The sequence below is a fragment of the Salmonella sp. SAL-020 genome, from assembly GCF_017372215.1.
In the GTDB taxonomy this organism is placed as follows: domain Bacteria; phylum Pseudomonadota; class Gammaproteobacteria; order Enterobacterales; family Enterobacteriaceae; genus Salmonella; species Salmonella enterica.
This window is the reverse complement of record NZ_CP071690.1, coordinates 1921695-1944480: the sequence shown is the minus strand read 5'-3', so window position 1 is coordinate 1944480 and position 22786 is coordinate 1921695. Positions and strand designations below refer to the sequence as shown.

Genomic DNA, 22786 nt, shown 5'->3' with positions numbered 1-22786 from the left:
CTTACATCGGCGACAAATTAAGGAAGAAACGTTGCAGCCAGCCCATATTTTGCGCTTCGTTAATATAGCCGTTCCCGACATATTCAATCCGCGCATCCGCCACCTGTGTCGAGGGAACGGAGTTGCTGCCGCTGATGGTGCGTGGATTTACCACGCCGGAGAAGCGGATGAATTCCGTTCCCTGATTAATCGCGATCTGTTTTTCCCCCACGACGTGTAAATTGCCATTGGCCAGAACCTGATCGACGGTCACGGTCAGCGTGCCGCTAAAGGTATTGCTGGCATTCGCGCCGCCTTTGCCGTTAAAAGAGTTGCCGCCGGAGGCCTCCATATCCGCGCGGGAATTACCGAATAATCCCTGCAGATAACGCGGTACCGTATCAAAACCAAAACTGGTTTTGCCGTCGCGACTGGCATTTGCCGACGAGCTTTTACTGGCGCTGACGTTTTCCTGTAACACAATCGTGAGCGTATCGCCGATATTACGCGGTCGACGATCTTCAAAAAGCGGCTGATAGCCATAATTAATCGGCTGCGCAGACTGAAATATGGAGCCATTCGCCACCGGTACCGGGCCAGGTATCGGCTGCGCCGTGGTCGCCCCCTGCACGAGCGGTTTAGCGGGTATCCAGGCGCATCCTGTCAGCGTCGCGACCATCAGGGCCATAACTGGGTAAGCGTGAAGCGCGTATTTTTGCATTACCTTCATCTTCAAAATCAGGGAGCCGGTGGCGTATCCCCCACCGGCGGCCCCTTAGAGTTGCGTCAGTTTCTGCAGCATCTGATCGGTCGTCGATACTGCTTTACTGTTAATTTCATAGGCGCGTTGAACCTGAATCATGTTCACCAGCTCTTCCGCCACGTTAACGTTCGACGTTTCGACATACCCTTGATACAACAACCCCGCGCCGTTGAGCCCCGGCGTGCTTTCGTTCGGCGCGCCGGACGATTGCGTTTCGATATAGAGGTTCTCGCCAATGCTTTCCAGCCCGGTGTCGTTCATAAAGGTGGTCAGGTTAAGCTGCCCGACCTGAACCGGCGCGGCCTGCCCCTGCTGGGTAACGCTGACCACGCCGTCGCGGCCAATCGTGATGCTTAACGCGTTGGCCGGAATGGTGATTGCCGGCTGCACCTGAAAACCGCCCGCCGTCACCAGTTGACCATTCTGATCCACCTGGAAAGAGCCGTCGCGGGTATAGGCAGACGTACCGTCCGGCAGCATGACCTGGAAAAAGCCCTGCCCTTTAATCGCCACATCTTTACTGTTGTTGGTCTGCGACAGGTTCCCCTGACTGTGCAGACGCTCCGTGGCGACCGGACGCACGCCGGTACCGATTTGCAGCCCTGAAGGCAGCGTCGTCTGCTCGGACGACTGCGCGCCCGGCTGGCGGATGGTCTGATACAACAGATCTTCAAATACCGCGCGCTGACGCTTAAAACCATTGGTGCTGACGTTTGCCAGGTTATTGGCAATCACATCCATATTGGTTTGCTGCGCGTCCAGACCGGTTTTGGCGATCCATAATGAACTGATCATAAAATGTCCTGTATTAACTCATCGACAGCAGTTGGTTAGCTCGCCCTTCGTTCTCATCTACGCTGGTGATAACCTTCATCTGCATTTCAAAACGACGTGCGTTGGCGATCATGTCGGTCATGGCTTCAACCGGCTTGACGTTACTGCCCTCCAGCACGCCCGACATAATGCGAATTGACGGGTCGGCGGCCAGTACCGCCCCGCGTTCAGCCTGTGCCTCGGCGGTAAGGCGGAATAAACCGTCATCGCTCCGCTGCACCTCATTGCCTTCCGCTTTGACCAGCTTCAGTCGCCCAACGGGCGCCACCGTGTTTGGCGGGTCGCCGGGATTGAGCGCGGAGATCGTGCCGTCTGCCGCAATGGTGATTTCCGACCCTTCAGGAACGGTAATCGGGCCGCCTTCGCCGATAACCGGATGTCCCTGAATGGTTAACTGCCCGGTCGGACCCACCTGGATATTCCCGTTACGGGTATATCCTTCAGCGCCATCCGCCGCTTGCACTACCAGCCAGCCGTCCTGCTGTAACGCGACATCCAGCGGACGGGAGGTGTAGTCCAACTGACCCGGGGTCATATCCGCCCCGGGCGTCGACGCCGTAACCAGCGTGCGCGTTGCTAAAGAGAGGCCATCAACGGGCACCGCGCGTAGCGCGTTAAGCTGCGCGCGAAAGCCCGGCGTTGAGGCATTAGCCAGGTTGCTGGCCGTTACCGCCTGCTGGTTAAGCGTCTGGCTGGCCGCCCCCATAGCGGTATAAATTGCGTGATCCATTAAGCTATCCCGTCAGGCGCTTAGCGCAGGTTAACCAGCGTATTGAGGATCTGGTCCTGAGTTTTGATGGTCTGCGCATTCGACTGGTAGTTACGCTGCGCGACGATCATATTCACCAGCTCTTTACTCAAATCCACGTTAGAGGCTTCCAGCGCGCCGTTCGTCAGCTTACCGAAGTTGCCGGAACCGGCAGTCCCCAGCAGCGCAACCCCGGAAGCCTGCGTCGCCGCCCAGACGTTATCGCCCTGGGATGCCAGACCTTCGTTGTTGGCGAAGTTAGCCAGCACAATCTGCCCCAGCACCTGCTCCTGCTCGTTGGAGTAGTTGCCAACCACGGTGCCGTCGTTGTTAATCTGGTAGCTCACCAGGTCGCCCGGCTTATAGCCGTTTTGATTGGTGGCGACGATGTTATTAGCCCCGGTGTTCTGCTGCATGGAGTTAAGGAAGCTGAGGGAGAAGGTGGCCGCTGTCGCGCCATTAATCGTACCGGTGGTGATGTTCACCGTACCGCCAGACTCCAGAATCCCGTTTTCATTGAATTTCAGCGTAGTGGACGCCGTTGTTGGCGCAGTGGCTGCAGGATCGCTGCTGTCATGGGTGTACACAGCCCATTCATTATCTTTGGTTTTCACAAAATAGACGTTCATGTCATGGGCATTACCCTGGCTGTCATAAACGGTGACGGTGCCTTTTTTGTTATACGAATCCGCATCACTCACGCTAAAGGGCGTTTTAGACGGTACAGGGTCCGTTGAGTTCAGGTTGATCTGCATTGACGCGGTGGTGGTCGATTTCGCCGCCATCAGCGTGTTCGGAATGGTGATCGGCGCAGGATTCGCCCCCTGCTGAATGGTCGGCGGCGTACCGGTGGCCGGATAGCCGGTCAACTGCATCCCCTGCATATTGACCAGGTTACGGTTCTCGTCCAGTTTGAACTGGCCGTTGCGGCTATAGAACACGGAACCGTTGCTGTCTACCAGGCGGAAAAAACCGTTCTGGCTAATCGCGACATCCAGCCCGCGCCCGGTGTTCGTTGTCGTACCGTCGGTAAAATCCTGGGTAATCCCCGCCACTTTTACGCCCAGCCCCACTTTGGAACCGGCGAACATATCGGCAAATGATGCCGTACCGGACTTAAAGCCATAGGTGGCGGAGTTGGCGATGTTATTACCGATAACATCAAGGTTGGTGGCCGCAGCGTTCAGGCCGCTAACCGCTTGAGAAAAAGACATGACTGACTCCTGATAAGTGTAAGGGCTTAGATTATTTGCCGAACTTCGTCGAGTGTGGTGGTGCCGTAGGTACCCAGATCCAACAGGTTGCCGTTACTGCCCTTCGTCACGCCCTGTACCAGAGCGAATTGCAGCGGCTGCGCCACCAGTTGCGTTCCGCCATTGCTGGCGGTAATCGCAATGTTGTAAGAACCATTCGGTACCGTTGTTCCGTCCGTTTGCTTACCATCCCAGGTAAAGGTGTGTACCCCGGCTCGCAACTCACCGATCTCCAGCGTCCGTACCACCCGGCCATCTTTATCGGTAATGGTTGCCGTCACTTTGTCCGCAGGCTGTTGCAATTCCACGCCAAACGGCGTCGTGGACGTCACGGCCCCTTCTTCCGCGCCTTTACCCGCCAGAATTGTGGTGCCAGGCACCATAACGCCATGTCCAATCAGCGTGGTCGCCTGTAGGGACTGACTATTATCGATTTGCCCGGAAATAGCCCCCAGCGTCGTATTCAGTTTTTCAATGCCGCTCACGGTACTGATTTGCGCCAACTGTGTCGTTAACTCATTATTTTGTAATGGGTTAGTCGGGTCCTGGTTCTTCAATTGCGCGACCAGTAAGGTCAGGAAACTGCTTTGCAGATCGGCAGCGTTGCTTCCGGTCATCGACCCGCTGCCGGTCGTCGTTTTGACGCCCGTGTTGGTCGGGTCATTCATATTTACGGCAATAGACATACGCGCCTCCTTTACTGGCCTAATGTCAGCGTTTTAAGCATCATGCTTTTTACGGTATTCAGGACTTCGATATTTGCCTGATAGCTGCGCGAGGCTGACATCGTGTTGACCATTTCGCCGACCACATCGACGTTGGGCATTTTGACGTAACCATTAGCGTCCGCCAGCGGATTGCCTGGCTCATAAACCAGCTTTTCCGGTGCCTGACTTTCAATCACGCTGGCGACCTTTACCCCGCCAGTGGCTTGACCCGGCGCGGCGTCCACCTGAAAAACCACCTGTTTGGCGCGATAAGGCTGTCCGTCCGGGCCGGTGACGCTATCCGCATTCGCCAGGTTACTGGCCGCAACGTTCAACCGCTTGGACTGCGCGGCAAGCGCCGATCCGGCAATATCAAAAATGTTTAACAGCGCCACGAATTAGTTTCCTCCCTGTAGCACATTCATCATGCCTTTGAGTTGGCTACCCAGAACGGTAAGCCCCATCTGATATTTGAGACTGTTATCCGCAAACTGCGTACGTTCCCTGTCCATATCTACGGTGTTACCATCCAAAGAAGGCTGATCGGGTACGCGGTAAAGCAGATCCACTGCGGGAGAAGAGACCGCCTGGGCGGGAATATGGTGAGAGGAAGTCAACGTTAACGCGACGCCGCCGGTTTCTTCCCGTCCACGCACCATCACCTTTTTTAACTCACTGGCAAAATCAATATCGCGCGCCTGATACCCCGGCGTATCGGCATTGGCGATATTCGCCGCTAATATTTCCTGACGTTGCGCGCGCAGATTAAGCGCTTCCTGCTGAAATCGTAAGGCGGCATCGAGCCTGTCGAGCATATCTCCTCCGCAAATGGCAAAATTCAGCCGACAGCTTAAATGCCTTCACGCGCGCGTTATCGCCGGAATAAACGCAAAATGCGTCGCTATTTATTGCGTTGATGCCTGCTTCACACGGGTAGAATCCTGTCATGACATCAACCAGGGGGAAGTACCATGCAAACGTTAAAACGAGGATTCGCCGTGGCGGCTTTGCTGTTCAGCCCCCTGACAATGGCGCAGGACATCAACGCCCAGCTGACCACGTGGTTTTCCCAGCGTCTGGCTGGCTTCAGCGACGAGGTGGTTGTCACGCTCCGTTCATCGCCCAATCTGCTACCGAGCTGCGAACAGCCAGCCTTCAGCATGACGGGCAGCGCGAAGCTGTGGGGCAACGTCAATGTGGTGGCGCGCTGCGCCAATGAAAAACGTTATTTGCAGGTGAATGTGCAAGCGACCGGCAATTATGTCGCCGTTGCCGCGCCCGTCGCGCGCGGCGGAAAATTGACGCCGGCCAACGTCACGCTAAAACGTGGCAGGCTGGATCAGTTACCGCCGCGGACGGTACTGGATATCCGTCAGATTCAGGATGCCGTCAGTTTGCGCGATCTCGCACCCGGGCAGCCGGTACAGCTTACGATGATACGTCAGGCCTGGCGCGTCAAAGCGGGGCAACGAGTACAGGTCATCGCCAATGGCGAGGGGTTCAGCGTCAATGCGGAAGGTCAGGCGATGAATAATGCCGCCGTCGCGCAAAATGCGCGCGTGCGCATGACATCGGGTCAAATCGTGAGTGGAACCGTCGATTCTGATGGGAATATTCTTATTAACCTATAATTGTGTAAAGATTTTGTCGCGGCTGCCGATGAGATATTCAACCATGATGGTAGCTGGCCGCTACAACGTAACCCTCGATGAGGATAAATAAATGAGCATTGACCGTACCTCACCTTTGAAACCCGTTAGCACTGTCCAGACGCGCGAAACCAGCGACACGCCGGTACAAAAAACGCGTCAGGAAAAAACGTCCGCCGCGACGAGCGCCAGCGTAACGTTAAGCGACGCGCAAGCGAAGCTCATGCAGCCAGGCGTCAGCGACATTAATATGGAACGCGTCGAAGCATTAAAAACGGCTATCCGTAACGGTGAGTTAAAAATGGATACGGGAAAAATAGCAGACTCGCTCATTCGCGAGGCGCAGAGCTACTTACAGAGTAAATAAGCGTATGACTCGTTTGTCAGAAATACTTGACCAGATGACCACCGTCCTGAATGACCTGAAGACGGTGATGGACGCCGAGCAACAACAGCTTTCCGTAGGCCAGATTAACGGCAGCCAGCTACAGCGTATTACAGAAGAAAAAAGCTCGTTGCTGGCGACGCTGGATTATCTGGAACAACAGCGCCGTCTGGAGCAGAACGCGCAGCGTAGCGCAAACGATGACATTGCAGAGCGCTGGCAGGCGATTACCGAAAAAACGCAGCATCTTCGCGACCTCAACCAGCACAACGGCTGGCTGCTGGAAGGGCAAATCGAGCGTAATCAACAGGCGCTGGAGGTGCTGAAACCTCACCAGGAGCCGACCTTGTACGGGGCTGACGGTCAGACTTCCGTCTCTCACCGCGGCGGTAAAAAAATTTCTATCTAATCATTGCCGGATGGCGACGTTGCGCCTTTCCGGCCTGAATGCCTTGTAGGCCTGATAGCACAGCGCTATCAGGCACTGAATTTACGCCGTCCGGCGAACAAACTCTTTCACTTTAAAGCCCAGCACGGCAAGCGCGGCGAAATAGGCCGCAATACCCGCGATCACTACCGCCATCAAACGTAGCAAACGCCATAACATCGACCCTTGCGACCACTCCGGCATAATATGCAACACGCCGAACAATACGGCGGCCATCACCAGTACGGAAATGATCAGACGCATCAGGAACCACATCCAACCCGGTTGTGGCGTAAAGATATTCTGTTTGCGCAGTTGCCAGTACAGCAGCGACGCATTGAGACATGCCGCCAGACCAATAGAGAGCGACAGCCCGGCGTGTTTCAGCGGTCCAATAAACGCCAGGTTCATTAACTGAGTCATGATTAACGTCACTATGGCGATTTTCACCGGCGTTTTAATATCCTGGCGAGAATAGAAGCCCGGGGCCAACACTTTTACGACGATCAAGCCAATCAGCCCCACCGAATAGGCGATTAACGCCCGCTGCGTCATCGCCGCATCAAAGGCGGTGAATTTACCGTACTGAAACAGCGAGACCGTCAGCGGCTTCGCCAGAATGCCTAACGCTACCGCGCTCGGCAACGCCAGTAAAAAGCACAAACGCAGCCCCCAGTCCATCAGGCGGCAGTACTCATCATGATTGCCGCTGGCAAAGCTTTTCGACAATGACGGCAACAGGATGGTCCCCAACGCCACGCCCAGCACGCCGGACGGGAACTCCATCAACCGATCGGCATAGTACATCCATGAGACCGAGCCGGAGGCCAGAAACGAGGCAAAAATGGTATTGATGATAAGAGAGATCTGACTGACGGATACGCCCAAAATCGCCGGCCCCATCTGTTTGACCACCCGCATCGCCCCGGTGTCGCGAAAGTTAATGCGCGGCAGCACCAGCATACCGATCTTTTTCAAATACGGAAGTTGATACACCAGTTGCAGCACGCCGCCGACGGTGACTGCCCAGGCTAACGCCAGCACCGGCGGATTAAAGTATGGCGCGGCGAATAATGCAAAACCGATCATGCTGATATTAAGAAATGTCGGCGCAAAAGCGGGAATAGAGAAGCGATTCCAGGTGTTGAGAATGGCGCCAACCAGTGAAGCCAGCGAGATCAGCAGAATATAGGGAAACGTAATCCGCAGCAGTTGCGTCGTCAGCGCGAATTTATCCGCAGTATCGGCAAAACCCGGCGCGGTTACCATAATCACCCACGGGGCGGCCAGCATACCGGCCACCGTCACGACGGCCAATGCCAGCGTCAACAGGCCGGAAACGTAAGCGACAAAGATCCGCGTCGCTTCTTCACCCTGCTTGCTCTTATATTCCGCCAGGATAGGCACAAAGGCCTGAGAAAAAGCGCCTTCGGCAAAGATCCGGCGTAGTAGATTGGGGAGTTTAAACGCCACAAAAAAGGCGTCGGTCGCCATCCCTGCGCCAAAAATTCTGGCGACAATCGCATCACGGGCAAAGCCCAACACGCGTGAAAACATAGTCATCGAGCTGACGGCAGCCAGCGATTTCAATAAATTCATTTCTTTTGTATTCCAGACCCTGGCGTAAAACTCCTGCATGGCTGATCCATCGACCGGATAACGCAACTTCTGCCGTATCCGGCTGTATCACCGCGCCTGACGGCGACGTTAAAACGTCTTATCAGGCCTTACAGACTCCCCACGGTTTGCCATTATTCACTGTGAAAAGAGGTATTGTGTAGAGTGGGCATATATACCCGCCATACTTCGAGCTGCATGTGCGTTAGCTTTTCTGCAACTCGAATTATTGAGGGTATAGTACCTGGATTACGATGAATTACTACCGCCAGATGTTACAGAGGGTTATTCGCTGATGGCGTCCCGCCACAGCGCCTCCACGACGCGCTGGGCCAAAATCGCCTGCTCCCCCGCCGTTTCCGGAACCGTCTGATTTTGTACGCAGTCAATGAAATGCCGCGCGCATCCGACAAAACCACGCTGTTCAAGCGTCGTTTGCCAACTAGGAATGGGTTTGATGAGAATACCCTGCCCGCGCTCTTCGCGCCATTCACGCATATCCGTCACGTCATATAGCCCGCCGTCGGTGACGGCCTGGACCGATTCACGCTGACTTCCGGCGCGCCGGTGCATACTGGTGGTAATTTGTAGTTTGTCGGCGGAAAAATGATGTTCCGCATAGCACATTTCGCCGGACTCGCTGGTGAGCAACGTGCCGCTGGCAAGGCGCGCCTCGCCGCCCGCCAGCCACAGAGCGGTATCCACGACATGCAGATAGTCATCGAGCAAAGTAAAACGTAAGTCGTGCGGCCCGACGCTATCGGTACGATGTTTATCCATACGCAGTGACGCCGCAGTGCCGAGGCGCGTCTTCAGTTCGCGGTACAGCGGCGCGAAACGGCGATTAAAGCCAACCATCAGCGTCAATTTTTTTTGCGCCGCCAGCGCCACCAGCCGTTCGGCATCACGTAGATTTTCCGCCAGCGGTTTATCCACGCAAACATGGACGCCGGCATTGAGAAGTTCGCTGACCACGGCATAATGGCTTGCGGTACTGGAGTGGACGAAGACCGCATCGCAGCCGGACGCTAAATTCGCCAGCGAATCCACATACGGTATGCTCCAGCTTTCGCAGATACGTAAGGCTTTATCCCGCGAAGGAGACCAGGCGCCCTGTAACGTCCATCCGGCGGTGTTGGTTAATACCGGCAGCCAGGCCTTCTGCGCAATACCGCCTAATCCGACAATGCCAATCCGTAATGTTCTCACATTACTCTCCCAGGTGAGCTAACAAAGAATCCAGCCGCTGCTTTAACTCCGCCACTTCGCTTTCCAGCGCTTCGACGCGCGACTGAAGATCGCCCGACGCACTTTCCGGCGCAGACGTCTGGAGAGACAGTTCATCGACGTCGCCGCAAAAAAGGTGCATATAACGGCTTTCGCGCTTACCCGGTTCACGCGCCAGACGGACGACATACGGGCCGTCCTCACGACTGGCAAGCCGTTCCAGCGTGGATTCAACTTCCGCCATATCGCTGAATTCATGCATCCGCGACGCCCGGCTACGCAACTCGCCGGGCGTTTGCGCGCCGCGCAGCAGCAGCGTAGTGACAAGCGCCACTTCCGCCGCGCTAAGTTTCAGATCGCCAAATTCGGAATTACAGAAGCGCTGTTCATATTTGGTGACGCGATTGCCAAACCCGCTGACCGTACGCAAAAAGTGGCGTTTCACCAGGTTATCGAGCTGTTCTTGTACCTCTTGTTCCGTCAGGTTCATCACCGGTTCACGGTTGGTTTTCTGATTACAGGCTGTCACCACGCCGTTGACGGAAAGCGGATACTGTTCCGGCGTTGTCACCTGCTTTTCCAGCAGACAGCCAATCACTCGCGCTTCAGTGGCGGTTAATTCATATTTCATCGTTTTCTCCCTTTGCCTCTCATTCCGTAAGCCGCTCAACGCCCCGGCGTCCATAACGGCGTGGTTAACGCCGTCAGGACATGGTCGCGCCATTGTCCATCAATCAACAGGTAATCTTTCGCATAGCCTTCTTTTTCAAAGCCAAGCCGCGCCAGCAACGCGCCGCTACGTTTGTTGTGCGGCATATAGTTCGCCATGATACGGTGGATATGCTGAGTGCGCTGCATATAGCGAATCGCAGCGGTTAAGGCTTCAAACATCAGCCCTTGCCCCTGCCACTTCTGCGCAATGGAATAGCCCAGATAACAGGCATGAAAAGAACCGCGCACCACATTGGAAAAATTCGCCACGCCGATAATTTCTTTTTCTTCCGGATCAAGTAGCGCGAAATAGAAGGCGGAGCCCTGTTTGTGAAATTCACCGATCATTCCCAGACGCGCCTGCCATCCTGAAGGATAACAATGACTTTCATCACGGACCGGTTCCCAGGGTTTTAAAAAATGACGATTTTCCGCGTAATAATCGGCCAGACGCCAGGCATCACGCTCATGCACTAAACGTACCACCAGACGATCGGTGGTTAAGCGCACTTTTGGCACGTTACTACGATAGCCAAACATTCTATACCTACTCCTTCCTGTAACGTCTTCAGCACGCCAGTAACATTACTATACCTGCGCAACCAGGCTCTGTGAAAAGCGCAAATCGTCATTTTTTGAATTGCTGCCACATTTTGATGAAAACTCTCGATTAAAAAGGACTTTTGATAAAAAAATATTGTCCCGCTAACGGTAGGAAAAAACGAAACGCCGCCGCAGAATAGAAGACGCTCATCTTTTATTTCCCGGGAGGGGAAATGTCGCGCGTCTCGCAGGCGAGGAACCTGGGTAAATATTTTCTTCTCATCGATAACATGTTAGTGGTGCTGGGTTTTTTCGTCGTCTTCCCGCTCATCTCTATTCGCTTTGTCGATCAAATGGGGTGGGCTGCCGTAATGGTAGGGATCGCGCTCGGCCTGCGCCAGTTTATTCAACAAGGTCTGGGCATTTTTGGCGGCGCCATCGCCGATCGCTTTGGCGCGAAACCGATGATTGTCACCGGTATGCTGATGCGCGCCGCCGGCTTTGCCACCATGGGTATCGCGCATGAGCCCTGGCTCTTGTGGTTTTCCTGCTTTCTTTCCGGTCTCGGCGGTACGCTTTTTGACCCGCCGCGTTCAGCGCTGGTGGTCAAATTAATTCGTCCGGAGCAACGGGGCCGCTTCTTCTCTCTGTTGATGATGCAGGACAGCGCGGGCGCGGTGATTGGCGCGCTGCTGGGAAGCTGGTTGCTACAATACGATTTTCGCCTGGTCTGCGCGACAGGCGCTATTTTGTTCATATTATGCGCCCTTTTCAACGCATGGCTGCTTCCGGCCTGGAAGCTATCAACGGTCAGAACGCCGGTGCGTGAAGGAATGCGCCGCGTCATGAGCGATAAAAGGTTTGTCACCTACGTGCTGACGCTGGCGGGCTACTATATGCTGGCGGTACAGGTCATGTTAATGCTGCCGATTATGGTAAACGATATCGCCGGTTCGCCTGCTGCCGTGAAATGGATGTACGCTATTGAGGCGTGTCTCTCGCTGACGTTGCTCTACCCGATTGCCCGCTGGAGCGAAAAGCGTTTTCGGCTGGAGCATCGGCTGATGGCCGGTTTGCTCGTCATGTCGCTGAGCATGCTCCCCATCGGGATGGTGGGCAATTTACAGCAGCTTTTTACGCTTATTTGCGCTTTCTACATCGGCTCGGTTATCGCCGAACCGGCGCGCGAAACGCTCAGCGCGTCGCTCGCAGACGCGAGGGCGCGGGGAAGCTATATGGGCTTTAGCCGTCTGGGATTAGCCATTGGCGGCGCGATTGGTTATATCGGCGGCGGCTGGTTGTTTGATATGGGGAAAGCGCTTGCGCAGCCTGAACTACCGTGGATGATGCTCGGTATTATCGGCTTTATCACCTTTTTGGCTTTAGGCTGGCAATTTAGTCATAAACGCACGCCGCGCCGGATGCTGGAACCCGGCGCCTGATTTGATACCTGTCGCTATCTCCTCCATACTGGTCAGATACCGACAGTCAAATGGAGGAGAAACGTGAAGCTTTATATTTACGATCATTGCCCTTTCTGCGTTAAAGCCCGCATGATTTTCGGCCTGAAGAACATCCCCGTTGAACTTAACGTGTTACAAAATGACGACGAGGCGACGCCCACCCGGATGATTGGTCAAAAGATGGTGCCCATCCTGCAAAAAGATGATAGTCGCTACCTTCCTGAAAGTATGGATATTGTACATTATGTCGACAACCTCGACGGCAAACCGCTGTTAACCGGGAAACGCAATCCAGCCATTGAAGAGTGGTTGCGCAAAGTTAACGGTTACGTTAATCAGCTACTGCTGCCGCGATTTGCAAAATCCGCTTTCGATGAATTTTCTACCCCTGCGGCGCGTCAGTATTTTATCCGCAAAAAAGAAGCCTCATCTGGCAGTTTTGACAACCATCTTGCGCACTCTGCAGGACTGATTAAAAAGATCGGCGATGATTTACGTTTGCTGGATAAACTCATCGTACAGCCTAACGCCGTTAACGGCGAATTATCGGAAGATGATATTCATCTGTTTCCGCTTCTGCGTAATCTGACGCTGGTCGCCGGTATCCACTGGCCGACAAAAGTCGCGGACTATCGCGATAATATGGCGAAGCAGACGCAAATTAATTTACTCTCCTCAATGGCTATCTAACTCCCGCCAGGCGGCAACCCTTTCTTGCCGCCTTTTTCAGCTTTTTCTAGTGGCACCATGTCCGCTGGCGCGACATGCTGCTTTGTGTCAAGATTAGGGCACAGGCAACATGCTAAGGAACGCCATGAAAAAGTTTTTTTTTGCCGCTGCGCTGGTAGTTAGCGGCCTGTTAGTGGGTTGTAATCAACTTACGCAATACACCATTAGCGAACAAGAAATCAATCAAGCGCTTGAAAAACGGAATAATTTCTCAAAAGATATTGGTCTGCCCGGCATTGCCGACGCGCATATCGTATTGACTAACCTTGTCAGCCAGATTGGTCGGGAAGAACCTAATAAAGTCACCCTTACTGGCGATGCCAGGCTGGATATGAATTCCCTGTTTGGCAGTCAAAAAGCGACGATGAAACTCAAGCTAAAAGCCCTGCCGGTCTTTGATAAAGAAAAAGGCGCCATCTATCTTCAGGAGATGGAAGTAGTAGACGCCACCGTGACGCCGGAGAAAATGCAATCGGTGCTACAAACGCTCCTGCCTTATTTAAATCAGTCTTTACGTAGCTACTTTAACCAGCGGCCCGCTTACGTGTTGCGTGAGGACAGCAGTAAAGGCGAAGCGTTAGCAAAGAAACTCGCGAAAGGCATTGAAGTTAAACCTGGTGAAATCGTTATTCCTTTCACCAATTGATTTCGGAGGGCGCGCTCGCGCCTTTTTTTTACGTGCAAACGAAAACGTTTCCGCTTATCCTTTGTTTCCGGCAAAAAGACTATTCCTCAGCCGGAGCTTATTAATGACTGCACCATCCCAGGTTTTAAAGATCCGCCGCCCGGACGACTGGCACGTTCACCTTCGCGATGGCGACATGTTAAAAACGGTCGTACCCTATACCAGCGAAATTTATGGTCGCGCTATCGTGATGCCGAACCTGGCGTCCCCCATCACGACCGTTGATGCAGCGATCGCCTACCGCCAGCGTATTCTCGATGCGGTGCCCGCCGGGCATGATTTCACGCCGTTAATGACCTGCTATTTAACGGATTCGCTCGATGCCGATGAACTGGAGCGTGGTTTCCATGAAGGCGTATTTACTGCGGCTAAGCTTTACCCGGCCAATGCCACCACTAACTCCAGTCATGGCGTAACGTCAGTCGACGCTATCATGCCGGTACTGGAGCGGATGGAAAAACTCGGAATGCCATTGCTGGTCCACGGTGAGGTGACCCATGCGGAGGTTGATATCTTCGATCGCGAAGCGCGTTTTATCGACACCGTAATGGAACCGCTACGCCAGCGTCTGACCGCGCTTAAAGTGGTCTTTGAGCACATCACGACCAAAGATGCCGCGCAGTATGTACGTGACGGCAACGACTACCTGGCGGCTACCATTACGCCTCAACATTTAATGTTTAACCGTAATGATATGCTGGTCGGCGGCATTCGTCCTCACCTGTACTGTCTGCCGATTCTGAAACGCAATATTCACCAGCAGGCGTTACGCGAACTGGTTGCCAGTGGTTTTACGCGCGCCTTCCTGGGGACGGATTCAGCGCCGCATTCACGTCATCGTAAAGAGACTAGTTGCGGCTGCGCCGGTTGTTTCAACGCTCCCTCCGCCCTTGGCAGTTATGCCGCCGTGTTTGAGGAAATGAACGCGCTGGCGCACTTTGAAGCGTTCTGTTCACTGAATGGCCCGCAATTCTATGGCCTGCCGGTGAATGCGGGGTGGGTGGAACTGGTTCGCGATGAACAACAGGTACCGGAAAATATCGCGCTGGCTGATGATTCGCTGGTGCCTTTTTTAGCGGGTGAAACAGTACGCTGGTCAGTAAAAAAATAAAAAATGCGCTTACCTGTTGCTATATATTAGATTTAACTGTATATATATCCAGTATATTCAACAGGGGGCCATTATGCGTATTGAAGTCACTATAGCCAAAACGTCACCTCTGCCTGCCGGTGCGATTGATGCGCTGGCGGGCGAACTCTCCCGTCGTATTAGCCATCATTTTCCTGAGAACTTGGGTAACGTCACCGTGCGTTACGCTACCGCCAACAACTTGTCCGTCATTGGCGCATCAAAAGAGGACAAAGAACGCATTAGCGAGATTCTCCAGGAGACCTGGGAGAGCGCTGATGACTGGTTCATCAATGAATAAAAAATGATATGCAGTGATGTATGTTTGCCGGGTCGCCCCGGCTTTTTTATTTGCGCAACTGATGAATATTTCGCCTGACCGTCAAAATAATTGCACAACATCCTAAAAAAATATGAATGAACTGCCGCTTTATTGTTCATATAATTCTTAAAAAGAGAAATTTATCCTCCGGTCTCTTTAAAAACGCAGTGAATAGCCTTATTAATTGGTATACTGAAGTTGCTTCAGAAGAAAAACACGCATTGAACCTCGAGAACCGTTGTCTTATAACACGTACCAGGGGGGCATGATGGAAAAGAATAATGAAGTCATTCAGACCCATCCGCTTGTAGGATGGGACATCAGCACCGTCGATAGCTATGATGCGCTGATGCTGCGTTTGCACTACCAGACCCCAAATCGTCCGGAACCGGAAGGGACTGAAGTTGGTCAAACGCTCTGGTTAACGACAGATGTAGCCAGGCAATTTATTTCAATATTAGAAGCCGGCATCGCCAAAATAGAATCAGGTGATTACCAGGAAAACGAGTATCGTCGCCATTAGCGTGACGCGCTCCCCCTCTCTCAGGCACCGTAAGGTGCCTCACTTATTTCTGGCTTGTATATCTCAGCGCAGTTATTTACCCTGAAATCATCGCGATAGCAGAGAGAAGCTGATGAAATACGACCTTATTATTATCGGCAGCGGTTCGGTTGGCGCCGCCGCTGGTTATTACGCCACCCGCGCCGGGCTAAAGGTCCTGATGACCGATGCGCATATGCCGCCTCATCAACAGGGCAGCCACCACGGCGATACCCGTCTTATCCGCCATGCTTATGGTGAAGGCGAAAAATATGTCCCGCTGATGCTTCGCGCCCAGACGCTTTGGGATGAACTCTCCACACACAATGAAGAGCCTATTTTTGTCCGCTCCGGCGTCGTCAACCTCGGCCCGGCCGATTCCGCTTTCTTAGCCAACGTCGCACGAAGCGCGCAACAGTGGCAATTGAACGTCGAGCGCCTGGACGCGACGGCCCTCATGACGCGCTGGCCGGAAATTCGCGTGCCCGATAATTATATCGGGCTGTTTGAAGCTGACTCCGGTTTTCTGCGCAGCGAATTAGCCATTACCACATGGCTTCGTCTGGCCCGAGAGGCTGGCTGCGCACAGCTATTCAACAGCCAGGTAAGCCATATTCATCATGATGATAACGGTGTGACGATAGAGACGAGTGAAGGCAGCTACCACGCCAGCAAGGCGCTAATTAGCGCGGGCACCTGGGTCAAAGCGCTGGTACCGGAGCTGCCCGTTCAGCCCGTACGTAAAGTTTTTGCCTGGTTTAAGGCGGATGGACGTTACAGCACTAAAAACCGCTTTCCGGCCTTTACCGGCGAAATGCCCAACGGCGATCAATATTACGGCTTCCCGGCGGAGAACGACGAGTTAAAAATCGGCAAACACAATGGCGGACAGCTAATACAGGCTCCGGAAGAGCGCAAGCCCTTTGCCGCCGTTGCCAGCGATGGCGCGGAAGCATTTCCTTTCCTGCGTAACGTACTGCCGGGTATCGGCGGTTGTTTACATGGGGCGGCATGTACCTATGATAATTCGCCGGACGAGAATTTTATTATCGATACGCTGCCTGGCCATGAGAACACGCTTGTCATCACTGGACTCAGCGGACATGGTTTTAAATTCGCCCCGGTGTTAGGAGAAATCGCTGCGGATTTTGCGTTGGGAAAAACATCCTCCTTTGATCTGACGCCGTTCCGGCTTTCCCGTTTTAGCCAATAATTTGTCGGCCCCGTAAAGGGGCTGTTTATTAAGGTAACCTATGCGCCGTCTCTTTCATTTTCTGATGAATAATATTCGCGAACATTTCATGCTTTACGTTATTCTTTGGTCACTGCTAGCGGTGATGGATATTGTTTATCTCCTTTTCTTCTGATTGCTTTTCATTGACGCTAACTGACACTTCCTGAAAATTCCTCACTTTTTATTTCATAACGTTGAAGCACGACAATAATGCCAGTTCCTGCCGTTGCGCGGTTACAGGAGTGAAATATCTCGAAACTTCTGAAGCTGAACCGCAAACAACATCAAAATTATTGAAATAAAAATAAATATCATTCAAATTCTTATTTATAAGTTGCATTCGGCGCTTTTCCACGCCATTTTCATTCTCTCGTGAAATATTCATTGGTGTGTTTATGCAATTTAAAAATACTCCACAGCGTTATGGCGTGGTTTCCGCCGCGCTCCACTGGCTGACCGCCCTGGTGGTCTATGGCATGTTTGCGTTGGGTTTATGGATGGTCACGCTCAGTTATTACGACGGCTGGTATCACCAGGCACCGGAAATACATAAAAGTATTGGCATATTACTGATGATGGCGCTGATCGTGCGTATTATCTGGCGGCTTTATTCTCCGCCTCCCGTTGCGTTGACCAGCTATTCCCGCTTAACGCGCGCTGGCGCCGCCGCAGGTCATCTCCTCCTGTATCTCCTGCTCTTTGCGATAATCATTAGCGGCTACCTGATTTCCACCGCCGACGGTAAACCGATTAGCGTCTTTGGCTGGTTTGAGATTCCGGCCACGCTTACGGACGCGGGCGCGCAGGCTGACATCGCCGGAACGCTGCATCTGTGGTTTGCCTGGTCGCTGGTCATTATCTCGCTCTCGCATGGGGTTATGGCGCTAAAACACCATTTCATCGATAAAGACGACACACTGAAACGTATGACAGGAATGTCGTCATCTGACTATGGAGCTCAAAAATGAAAAAAAACCTGCTGGGATTCACCCTCGCATCCTTGTTATTCACGACCGGTTCCGCCGTGGCGGCGGAGTATAAAATTGATAAAGAAGGCCAACATGCGTTCGTCAATTTCCGCATTCAGCATCTAGGCTACAGCTGGCTATACGGCACCTTTAAAGATTTCGACGGCACGTTCACTTTTGACGAAAAAAATCCGTCGGCAGACAAAGTGAACGTGACCATTAACACCAATAGCGTCGACACTAACCATGCCGAACGTGACAAACACCTGCGTAGCGCGGAGTTTCTTAATGTTGCGAAATTCCCGCAGGCAACCTTCACCTCTACCAGCGTGAAAAAAGAGGGCGATGAACTGGATATTACCGGCAATCTGACGCTCAATGGCGTGACTAAACCGGTGACGCTGGAAGCGAAGCTGATGGGCCAGGGCGACGATCCGTGGGGCGGTAAGCGCGCGGGCTTTGAGGCCGAAGGAAAAATTAAGCTGAAGGATTTCAATATAACTACCGATCTCGGCCCGGCCTCACAAGAGGTTGAGCTTATCATCTCAGTAGAAGGCGTTCAGCAGAAGTAACGCCTGGCGAAATGCCGGATAGCGGCCTTTACGCTGCTATCCGGCAAAATATTACTCAGCCGGATCGGGAATGCTCAGTTTGCTATTAAGCCGACCACGCGATTTATTAAAAATTTTATTGCCGTTCTCGCGACCCGCGCGACGTCGGCGCTGTTCTTCCTCCGGCAAGGCCAACTCTTCACAGCATTGTTCACTACAGCAGCCGTTAAATTTACTGGCGCACTGCGGACACTGGATAAACAGCAGATGGCAACCGTCATTTTTGCAGTTGGTATGGCTATCGCAGGGCGCGCCGCACTGATGGCAATGCGCGATAACCTCATCCGAGATTCGTTCGCCCATTCGCTCATCAAATACAAAGTTTTTGCCGATAAAGCGAACGGGAAGCCCCTGCTCGCGCGCGCGACGGGCGTACTCAATGATGCCACCCTCAATATGCCAGACTTTATTGAAACCGTTGTGTTTCATCCAGGCGCTGGCTTTCTCACAACGAATACCGCCGGTACAGTACATCACTATCTTTTTATCTGCATGTTCCCGCAGCATTTCAACCGCTTTTGGCAACTGTTCACGAAACGTATCCGCCGGGATTTCCAGAGCATTTTCGAAATGGCCGACTTCATACTCATAGTGGTTGCGCATATCAATAAAGACCGCATCAGGATCGTCCAGCATCGCATTCACATCTGCCGCCTTCAGATAATCGCCGACATTACTGGCGTCAAAAGTCGGATCGTCAATTCCGTCAGCGACGATACGGTCGCGAACTTTCATACGCAGCACCCAAAATGACTTTCCGTCATCCTCCAGCGCGATATTTAAACGCAGCCCGTCCAGCGCGGGGTCGAACGTATAAAGCTGTTGACGAAAGGTCTCGACCTTGCTTTGCGGCACGCTGATTTGCGCATTGATGCCTTCATGCGCCAGGTAAACACGACCAAAAACGTCCAACGCCGTAAACACCTGATACAACGCGTCCCGCGTCTGCTGCGGCGAGGCGATAGTGAAATATTTATAAAAAGAAATTGTCGTACGCGGCTCGCTTTCCGCCAGCATTTTGGCTTTCAGCTCGTCATTAGAGATGCGGTTGTGTAACACTGGCATGGTGTACGTATCCTGCAATCAGCAAAAAATAAAGTGGGCAGGCATGATAAGGCAAGTCTCGCCAATTTACATCCACACATTTTGCGCTACATTTCCTGCTTTACACTAAATAATTAACAACAATTGCCGATTTAATCGCCACTCTCCTGCTACATATTTTTGCTCAACGCAAAAAGATGCGAGAATACGGGGAATTGTTCGTTGAAAGACAGGATAGAAATGACGAAGTTGCCTAAATTCTCCGTGGCCTTACTGCACCCGCGCTATTGGTTAACCTGGTTGGGTATAGGCGCGCTTTGGTTGGTCGTGCAACTCCCCTACCCGGTCATCTATAAATTGGGTTGCGCATTGGGCCACCTGGCGCGACGCGTAATGAAACGCCGCGCAAAAATCGCCTATCGCAACCTTGAATTATGCTTTCCGGAAATGACCGCGCAGGAACGCCACACTATGGTGGTCAAAAACTTTGAATCCGTCGGTATGGGCGTGATGGAAACCGGCATGGCCTGGTTCTGGCCCGATCGGCGAGTGAACCGCTGGATGGAAGCGAGCGGTCTGGAGCATATCCGTGAAGTTAAGGCGCAGGGGCTGGGGTTCATTCTGGTAGGAATACATTTTCTTACCCTTGAGTTTGGCGCCCGCATGTTTGGTATGCATAACCCGGGGATCGGAGTTTATCGCCCGAATGATAATCCGTTGCTCGACTGGTTACAGACCTGGGGACGCTTACGCTCCAATAAATCGATGTTGGATCGCAAAGATCTGAAAGGCATGGTTAAGGCATTGAAAAGCGGCGAATTGATCTGGTATGCGCCGGATCACGATTACGGCCCGCGCGCCAGCGTCTTTGTACCGTTATTCGCCGTCGACCAGGCCGCTACGACCTCCGGTACCTGGATGCTCGCGCGCATGTCTAAAGCCTGTATTATCCCCTTCGTGCCTCGCCGTAAACCCGATGGGAAAGGCTACGAACTGATCATTCTTCCTGCGGAATATTCGCCTCCGCTGGAGAGCGCAGAAGCGACTGCCGCATGGATGAATAAGATTGTTGAGCAGTGCATTATGATGGCGCCAGAGCAGTATATGTGGCTGCATCGCCGCTTTAAAACTCGCCCTGAAGGCGTACCGTCGCGCTATTGACAGGATTGCAGCCGTCAGGCTGCAATTTTTCCCCTCTTTTAGCTTTAAAAGCTCCCCACATTGCGAGGCTGGTAAGGTCGGCGCATAATTATAATTAGTACGCTCATAATTAAATTGATGATAGCGCAAACCGCGCATCATACTGTGGAACGCTATGTCACCCTCTGATGTCCCCATAAACTGGAAACGCAATCTAACCGTTACCTGGCTGGGCTGTTTTTTAACCGGCGCAGCATTCAGTCTGGTCATGCCTTTTCTCCCTCTCTACGTTGAGCAACTCGGCGTAACAGGCCATAGCGCGCTCAACATGTGGTCCGGGCTGGTCTTTAGTATTACGTTCCTCTTTTCAGCTATCGCTTCCCCTTTTTGGGGCGGTCTGGCGGATCGTAAAGGGCGTAAGATCATGCTGTTGCGTTCCGCTCTCGGCATGGCCATTGTGATGCTGTTAATGGGCATGGCGCAAAATATCTGGCAATTTCTGATCCTCCGCGCGTTATTAGGCCTGCTGGGCGGATTTATTCCCAACGCCAATGCGCTCATCGCCACTCAGGTGCCGCGCCACAAAAGCGGCTGGGCGTTAGGGACGCTCTCTACTGGCGGCGTCAGCGGCGCTCTGCTTGGCCCACTTGCGGGCGGTCTGCTCGCCGACCATTACGGCCTTCGTCCGGTCTTTTTTATTACCGCCAGCGTTTTGTTTATCTGTTTTCTGCTCACCTTCTTTTTCATTCACGAGAATTTCCTGCCGGTGAGCAAAAAAGAGATGCTTCACGTTCGGGAAGTGGTCGCCTCGTTAAAAAATCCCCGCCTGGTGTTAAGCCTGTTTGTCACCACGCTGATTATTCAGGTGGCGACGGGGTCTATTGCGCCCATCCTGACGCTCTATGTGCGCGAACTCGCGGGAAATGTCAGTAATATTGCGTTCATTAGCGGGATGATAGCGTCCGTTCCCGGCGTGGCGGCATTACTTAGCGCCCCCCGGCTCGGCAAGCTTGGCGACAGAATTGGCCCGGAAAAGATCCTTATCGTCGCGCTGATTATTTCCGTACTGCTGCTGATTCCAATGTCTTTTGTGCAAACGCCGTGGCAGCTCGCGCTATTGCGGTTTCTGCTTGGCGCGGCGGATGGCGCGCTGCTGCCAGCCGTTCAAACTCTGCTGGTTTACAACTCTACCAACCAGATAGCCGGGCGCATATTCAGTTACAACCAATCTTTCCGCGATATCGGCAACGTCACCGGCCCTCTCATGGGTGCCGCAATTTCCGCGAGCTATGGCTTCCGCGCCGTATTCTGCGTCACGGCAGGCGTGGTGTTGTTCAATGCTATCTATTCATGGAACAGCTTACGACGGCGCAGACTGGCAATAGAATAATTTTTGCGCTTTCATACTTGCAATATTACAGAATCAGCTATTCTTTCCCTAAATACCTCATCAAATCAAAGGGAGACACTGATGACCATGTATGCCACGCTGGAAGAAGCTATCGATGCAGCCCGGGAAGAATTTCTGGCTGACCATCCAGGCCTCGAACAAGATGAAGCGAATGTGCAGCAGTTCAACGTTCAGAAATATGTACTGCAGGATGGGGACATCATGTGGCAGGTCGAATTTTTCGCCGATGAAGGTGAAGATGGCGAATGTCTGCCGATGCTGAGTGGTGAAGCCGCGCAGAGCGTGTTTGACGGCGATTATGATGAGATAGAGATCCGCCAGGAATGGCAGGAAGAGAATACTTTGCATGAATGGGATGAAGGGGAATTCCAGCTTGAACCCCCGCTTGATACCGAGGAAGGCCGTACTGCGGCAGACGAATGGGATGAGCGTTAATTACTCATAAGGCCCGTGGTGAATATCGAGCGGCAGTAGCAGTGTATCGAAGATCAGTGAGAAGGGCAGATCGAGGATAGTGATATAGCGCCATGCGGAATCACGCATATCCCACTGCACGCCAGGGTAATACTGGTTGCCGTGTCCTTGTCCGGGGATCGTTCTGCTGATAATACTGCCGCAGCCGCTCAGGGTAATCACCATTATGCTCACCGCGAATATACGCACCTG

The 22786-nt window shown here is 53.0% G+C and carries 29 protein-coding genes; 16 read left to right on the top strand and 13 right to left on the bottom strand.

What is annotated here, in order from left to right:
* Nucleotide 1: 1 nt before the first annotated feature.
* Genes flgH through flgB form a run of 7 tightly spaced genes read right to left on the bottom strand, consistent with a single transcriptional unit; the run spans nucleotide 2 to nucleotide 5099 of the window.
* A complete protein-coding gene (gene flgH, locus J1G48_RS09340) occupies nucleotides 2-700 on the bottom strand; it encodes a flagellar basal body L-ring protein FlgH (RefSeq protein WP_001174897.1) in 699 nt (232 codons plus the stop codon).
* Nucleotides 701-754: 54 nt separating this feature from the next.
* Nucleotides 755-1537 (bottom strand): flagellar basal-body rod protein FlgG, encoded by a 783-nt coding sequence (gene flgG / locus J1G48_RS09335; protein WP_000625851.1) that lies wholly within the window; start codon nucleotides 1535-1537, stop codon nucleotides 755-757.
* 13 nt (nucleotides 1538-1550) lie between these two features.
* Nucleotides 1551-2306 (bottom strand): flagellar basal body rod protein FlgF, encoded by a 756-nt coding sequence (locus J1G48_RS09330; protein ID WP_000349278.1) that lies wholly within the window; start codon nucleotides 2304-2306, stop codon nucleotides 1551-1553.
* Nucleotides 2307-2326: 20 nt separating this feature from the next.
* Entirely contained in the window at nucleotides 2327-3538 is a 1212-nt protein-coding gene (flgE, locus tag J1G48_RS09325) for a flagellar hook protein FlgE (RefSeq protein ID WP_000010567.1), read from the bottom strand.
* Nucleotides 3539-3564: 26 nt separating this feature from the next.
* Nucleotides 3565-4263, bottom strand: a complete 699-nt coding sequence (gene flgD / locus J1G48_RS09320; RefSeq protein WP_000020450.1) for a flagellar hook assembly protein FlgD — start codon at nucleotides 4261-4263, stop codon at nucleotides 3565-3567.
* An 11-nt stretch (nucleotides 4264-4274) separates the two neighbouring features.
* Nucleotides 4275-4679 (bottom strand): flagellar basal body rod protein FlgC, encoded by a 405-nt coding sequence (flgC, locus tag J1G48_RS09315; RefSeq protein ID WP_001196448.1) that lies wholly within the window; start codon nucleotides 4677-4679, stop codon nucleotides 4275-4277.
* 3 nt (nucleotides 4680-4682) lie between these two features.
* Nucleotides 4683-5099, bottom strand: a complete 417-nt coding sequence (flgB, locus tag J1G48_RS09310) for a flagellar basal body rod protein FlgB (protein WP_000887043.1) — start codon at nucleotides 5097-5099, stop codon at nucleotides 4683-4685.
* A 156-nt stretch (nucleotides 5100-5255) separates the two neighbouring features.
* On the opposite strand from flgB, the gene flgA reads away from it, so the two are divergent.
* The 3 genes from flgA (at nucleotide 5256) to flgN (ending at nucleotide 6727) form a co-directional block, all read left to right on the top strand.
* Nucleotides 5256-5915 (top strand): flagellar basal body P-ring formation chaperone FlgA, encoded by a 660-nt coding sequence (gene flgA, locus J1G48_RS09305; protein ID WP_001194086.1) that lies wholly within the window; start codon nucleotides 5256-5258, stop codon nucleotides 5913-5915.
* A gap of 91 nt (nucleotides 5916-6006) precedes the next feature.
* Nucleotides 6007-6300, top strand: coding sequence for a flagellar biosynthesis anti-sigma factor FlgM (flgM, locus tag J1G48_RS09300; RefSeq protein WP_000020893.1), 294 nt, complete (start codon nucleotides 6007-6009; stop codon nucleotides 6298-6300).
* 4 nt (nucleotides 6301-6304) lie between these two features.
* Entirely contained in the window at nucleotides 6305-6727 is a 423-nt protein-coding gene (flgN, locus tag J1G48_RS09295; RefSeq protein ID WP_000197547.1) for a flagella biosynthesis chaperone FlgN, read from the top strand.
* An 81-nt stretch (nucleotides 6728-6808) separates the two neighbouring features.
* Here flgN and murJ read toward each other — a convergent pair whose 3' ends face one another.
* From murJ to rimJ, 4 genes are all read right to left on the bottom strand, one after another.
* Entirely contained in the window at nucleotides 6809-8344 is a 1536-nt protein-coding gene (gene murJ, locus J1G48_RS09290; protein WP_001537775.1) for a murein biosynthesis integral membrane protein MurJ, read from the bottom strand.
* 303 nt (nucleotides 8345-8647) lie between these two features.
* Nucleotides 8648-9571 carry a Gfo/Idh/MocA family oxidoreductase gene (locus J1G48_RS09285; protein ID WP_001259735.1) on the bottom strand — a complete coding sequence of 308 codons (924 nt, stop codon included), beginning with the start codon at nucleotides 9569-9571 and terminating at the stop codon, nucleotides 8648-8650.
* A 1-nt stretch (nucleotide 9572) separates the two neighbouring features.
* On the bottom strand, nucleotides 9573-10220 hold the full coding sequence (locus J1G48_RS09280) for a YceH family protein (protein ID WP_000873047.1): 648 nt from the start codon (nucleotides 10218-10220) through the stop codon (nucleotides 9573-9575).
* Nucleotides 10221-10255: 35 nt separating this feature from the next.
* A complete protein-coding gene (gene rimJ, locus J1G48_RS09275; protein WP_000468204.1) occupies nucleotides 10256-10840 on the bottom strand; it encodes a ribosomal protein S5-alanine N-acetyltransferase in 585 nt (194 codons plus the stop codon).
* Between the two features lie 236 nt (nucleotides 10841-11076).
* Here rimJ and mdtH point away from each other — a divergent pair, with 236 nt between their 5' ends.
* The 10 genes from mdtH to J1G48_RS09225 all read left to right on the top strand — a co-directional run bounded on the left by mdtH (nucleotide 11077) and on the right by J1G48_RS09225 (nucleotide 18486).
* Entirely contained in the window at nucleotides 11077-12285 is a 1209-nt protein-coding gene (gene mdtH, locus J1G48_RS09270) for a multidrug efflux MFS transporter MdtH (protein WP_000092178.1), read from the top strand.
* 63 nt (nucleotides 12286-12348) lie between these two features.
* Nucleotides 12349-12996 (top strand): glutaredoxin 2, encoded by a 648-nt coding sequence (gene grxB / locus J1G48_RS09265; protein WP_000780893.1) that lies wholly within the window; start codon nucleotides 12349-12351, stop codon nucleotides 12994-12996.
* A 124-nt stretch (nucleotides 12997-13120) separates the two neighbouring features.
* Nucleotides 13121-13681 (top strand): lipoprotein, encoded by a 561-nt coding sequence (locus J1G48_RS09260; protein ID WP_000713057.1) that lies wholly within the window; start codon nucleotides 13121-13123, stop codon nucleotides 13679-13681.
* Nucleotides 13682-13784: 103 nt separating this feature from the next.
* A complete protein-coding gene (pyrC, locus tag J1G48_RS09255; protein WP_000126602.1) occupies nucleotides 13785-14831 on the top strand; it encodes a dihydroorotase in 1047 nt (348 codons plus the stop codon).
* A 73-nt stretch (nucleotides 14832-14904) separates the two neighbouring features.
* Entirely contained in the window at nucleotides 14905-15150 is a 246-nt protein-coding gene (gene dinI / locus J1G48_RS09250) for a DNA damage-inducible protein I (RefSeq protein ID WP_001217763.1), read from the top strand.
* 289 nt (nucleotides 15151-15439) lie between these two features.
* Complete coding sequence (bssS, locus tag J1G48_RS09245) at nucleotides 15440-15694, top strand: biofilm formation regulator BssS (protein ID WP_000414441.1); 255 nt, start codon at nucleotides 15440-15442, stop codon at nucleotides 15692-15694.
* Nucleotides 15695-15806: 112 nt separating this feature from the next.
* Entirely contained in the window at nucleotides 15807-16925 is a 1119-nt protein-coding gene (gene solA / locus J1G48_RS09240; RefSeq protein ID WP_000872758.1) for an N-methyl-L-tryptophan oxidase, read from the top strand.
* 40 nt (nucleotides 16926-16965) lie between these two features.
* On the top strand, nucleotides 16966-17079 hold the full coding sequence (locus tag J1G48_RS09235) for a YceO family protein (protein ID WP_001253282.1): 114 nt from the start codon (nucleotides 16966-16968) through the stop codon (nucleotides 17077-17079).
* A 262-nt stretch (nucleotides 17080-17341) separates the two neighbouring features.
* The gene (locus J1G48_RS09230; RefSeq protein ID WP_001159784.1) at nucleotides 17342-17914 is read left to right on the top strand and encodes a cytochrome b; all 573 of its coding nucleotides are present in this window, start codon (nucleotides 17342-17344) and stop codon (nucleotides 17912-17914) included.
* A complete protein-coding gene (locus J1G48_RS09225; protein ID WP_000739886.1) occupies nucleotides 17911-18486 on the top strand; it encodes a YceI family protein in 576 nt (191 codons plus the stop codon). Before J1G48_RS09230 ends, J1G48_RS09225 begins: the two co-directional genes overlap by 4 nt.
* Nucleotides 18487-18537: 51 nt before the next feature.
* Here J1G48_RS09225 and J1G48_RS09220 read toward each other — a convergent pair whose 3' ends face one another.
* Nucleotides 18538-19590, bottom strand: a complete 1053-nt coding sequence (locus tag J1G48_RS09220; protein ID WP_001144637.1) for a rhodanese-related sulfurtransferase — start codon at nucleotides 19588-19590, stop codon at nucleotides 18538-18540.
* Between the two features lie 219 nt (nucleotides 19591-19809).
* Between J1G48_RS09220 and J1G48_RS09215 the strand changes: the two genes are divergently transcribed.
* From J1G48_RS09215 to J1G48_RS09205, 3 genes are all read left to right on the top strand, one after another.
* Nucleotides 19810-20730, top strand: a complete 921-nt coding sequence (locus J1G48_RS09215; protein ID WP_000163977.1) for a Kdo(2)-lipid IV(A) acyltransferase — start codon at nucleotides 19810-19812, stop codon at nucleotides 20728-20730.
* 154 nt (nucleotides 20731-20884) lie between these two features.
* Entirely contained in the window at nucleotides 20885-22099 is a 1215-nt protein-coding gene (gene mdtG / locus J1G48_RS09210; protein WP_000075046.1) for a multidrug efflux MFS transporter MdtG, read from the top strand.
* An 81-nt stretch (nucleotides 22100-22180) separates the two neighbouring features.
* A complete protein-coding gene (locus J1G48_RS09205) occupies nucleotides 22181-22555 on the top strand; it encodes a MysB family protein (protein WP_000180050.1) in 375 nt (124 codons plus the stop codon).
* Here the strand turns inward: J1G48_RS09205 and J1G48_RS09200 are convergent, their stop codons facing one another.
* Nucleotides 22556-22783 (bottom strand): YceK/YidQ family lipoprotein, encoded by a 228-nt coding sequence (locus J1G48_RS09200; protein WP_001217832.1) that lies wholly within the window; start codon nucleotides 22781-22783, stop codon nucleotides 22556-22558.
* Nucleotides 22784-22786 lie beyond the last annotated feature (3 nt).

Excerpts from the sequence above, each read along its gene's own strand:
- flgD (WP_000020450.1), bottom strand. The coding sequence starts at position 4,263 with ATGTCTATTGCCGTAAATATGAATGACCCGACCAACACGGGCGTCAAA.
- flgM (WP_000020893.1), top strand. The coding sequence starts at position 6,007 with ATGAGCATTGACCGTACCTCACCTTTGAAACCCGTTAGCACTGTCCAG.
- flgG (WP_000625851.1), bottom strand. The coding sequence starts at position 1,537 with ATGATCAGTTCATTATGGATCGCCAAAACCGGTCTGGACGCGCAGCAA.
- murJ (WP_001537775.1), bottom strand. The coding sequence starts at position 8,344 with ATGAATTTATTGAAATCGCTGGCTGCCGTCAGCTCGATGACTATGTTT.
- flgA (WP_001194086.1), top strand. The coding sequence starts at position 5,256 with ATGCAAACGTTAAAACGAGGATTCGCCGTGGCGGCTTTGCTGTTCAGC.
- bssS (WP_000414441.1), top strand. The coding sequence starts at position 15,440 with ATGGAAAAGAATAATGAAGTCATTCAGACCCATCCGCTTGTAGGATGG.
- mdtH (WP_000092178.1), top strand. The coding sequence starts at position 11,077 with ATGTCGCGCGTCTCGCAGGCGAGGAACCTGGGTAAATATTTTCTTCTC.
- flgH (WP_001174897.1), bottom strand. The coding sequence starts at position 700 with ATGCAAAAATACGCGCTTCACGCTTACCCAGTTATGGCCCTGATGGTC.
- dinI (WP_001217763.1), top strand. The coding sequence starts at position 14,905 with ATGCGTATTGAAGTCACTATAGCCAAAACGTCACCTCTGCCTGCCGGT.
- J1G48_RS09225 (WP_000739886.1), top strand. The coding sequence starts at position 17,911 with ATGAAAAAAAACCTGCTGGGATTCACCCTCGCATCCTTGTTATTCACG.
- J1G48_RS09280 (WP_000873047.1), bottom strand. The coding sequence starts at position 10,220 with ATGAAATATGAATTAACCGCCACTGAAGCGCGAGTGATTGGCTGTCTG.
- solA (WP_000872758.1), top strand. The coding sequence starts at position 15,807 with ATGAAATACGACCTTATTATTATCGGCAGCGGTTCGGTTGGCGCCGCC.
- rimJ (WP_000468204.1), bottom strand. The coding sequence starts at position 10,840 with ATGTTTGGCTATCGTAGTAACGTGCCAAAAGTGCGCTTAACCACCGAT.
- J1G48_RS09205 (WP_000180050.1), top strand. The coding sequence starts at position 22,181 with ATGACCATGTATGCCACGCTGGAAGAAGCTATCGATGCAGCCCGGGAA.
- J1G48_RS09220 (WP_001144637.1), bottom strand. The coding sequence starts at position 19,590 with ATGCCAGTGTTACACAACCGCATCTCTAATGACGAGCTGAAAGCCAAA.
- J1G48_RS09235 (WP_001253282.1), top strand. The coding sequence starts at position 16,966 with ATGCGCCGTCTCTTTCATTTTCTGATGAATAATATTCGCGAACATTTC.
- J1G48_RS09330 (WP_000349278.1), bottom strand. The coding sequence starts at position 2,306 with ATGGATCACGCAATTTATACCGCTATGGGGGCGGCCAGCCAGACGCTT.
- pyrC (WP_000126602.1), top strand. The coding sequence starts at position 13,785 with ATGACTGCACCATCCCAGGTTTTAAAGATCCGCCGCCCGGACGACTGG.
- flgN (WP_000197547.1), top strand. The coding sequence starts at position 6,305 with ATGACTCGTTTGTCAGAAATACTTGACCAGATGACCACCGTCCTGAAT.
- flgE (WP_000010567.1), bottom strand. The coding sequence starts at position 3,538 with ATGTCTTTTTCTCAAGCGGTTAGCGGCCTGAACGCTGCGGCCACCAAC.
- flgB (WP_000887043.1), bottom strand. The coding sequence starts at position 5,099 with ATGCTCGACAGGCTCGATGCCGCCTTACGATTTCAGCAGGAAGCGCTT.
- mdtG (WP_000075046.1), top strand. The coding sequence starts at position 20,885 with ATGTCACCCTCTGATGTCCCCATAAACTGGAAACGCAATCTAACCGTT.
- J1G48_RS09215 (WP_000163977.1), top strand. The coding sequence starts at position 19,810 with ATGACGAAGTTGCCTAAATTCTCCGTGGCCTTACTGCACCCGCGCTAT.
- J1G48_RS09230 (WP_001159784.1), top strand. The coding sequence starts at position 17,342 with ATGCAATTTAAAAATACTCCACAGCGTTATGGCGTGGTTTCCGCCGCG.
- J1G48_RS09260 (WP_000713057.1), top strand. The coding sequence starts at position 13,121 with ATGAAAAAGTTTTTTTTTGCCGCTGCGCTGGTAGTTAGCGGCCTGTTA.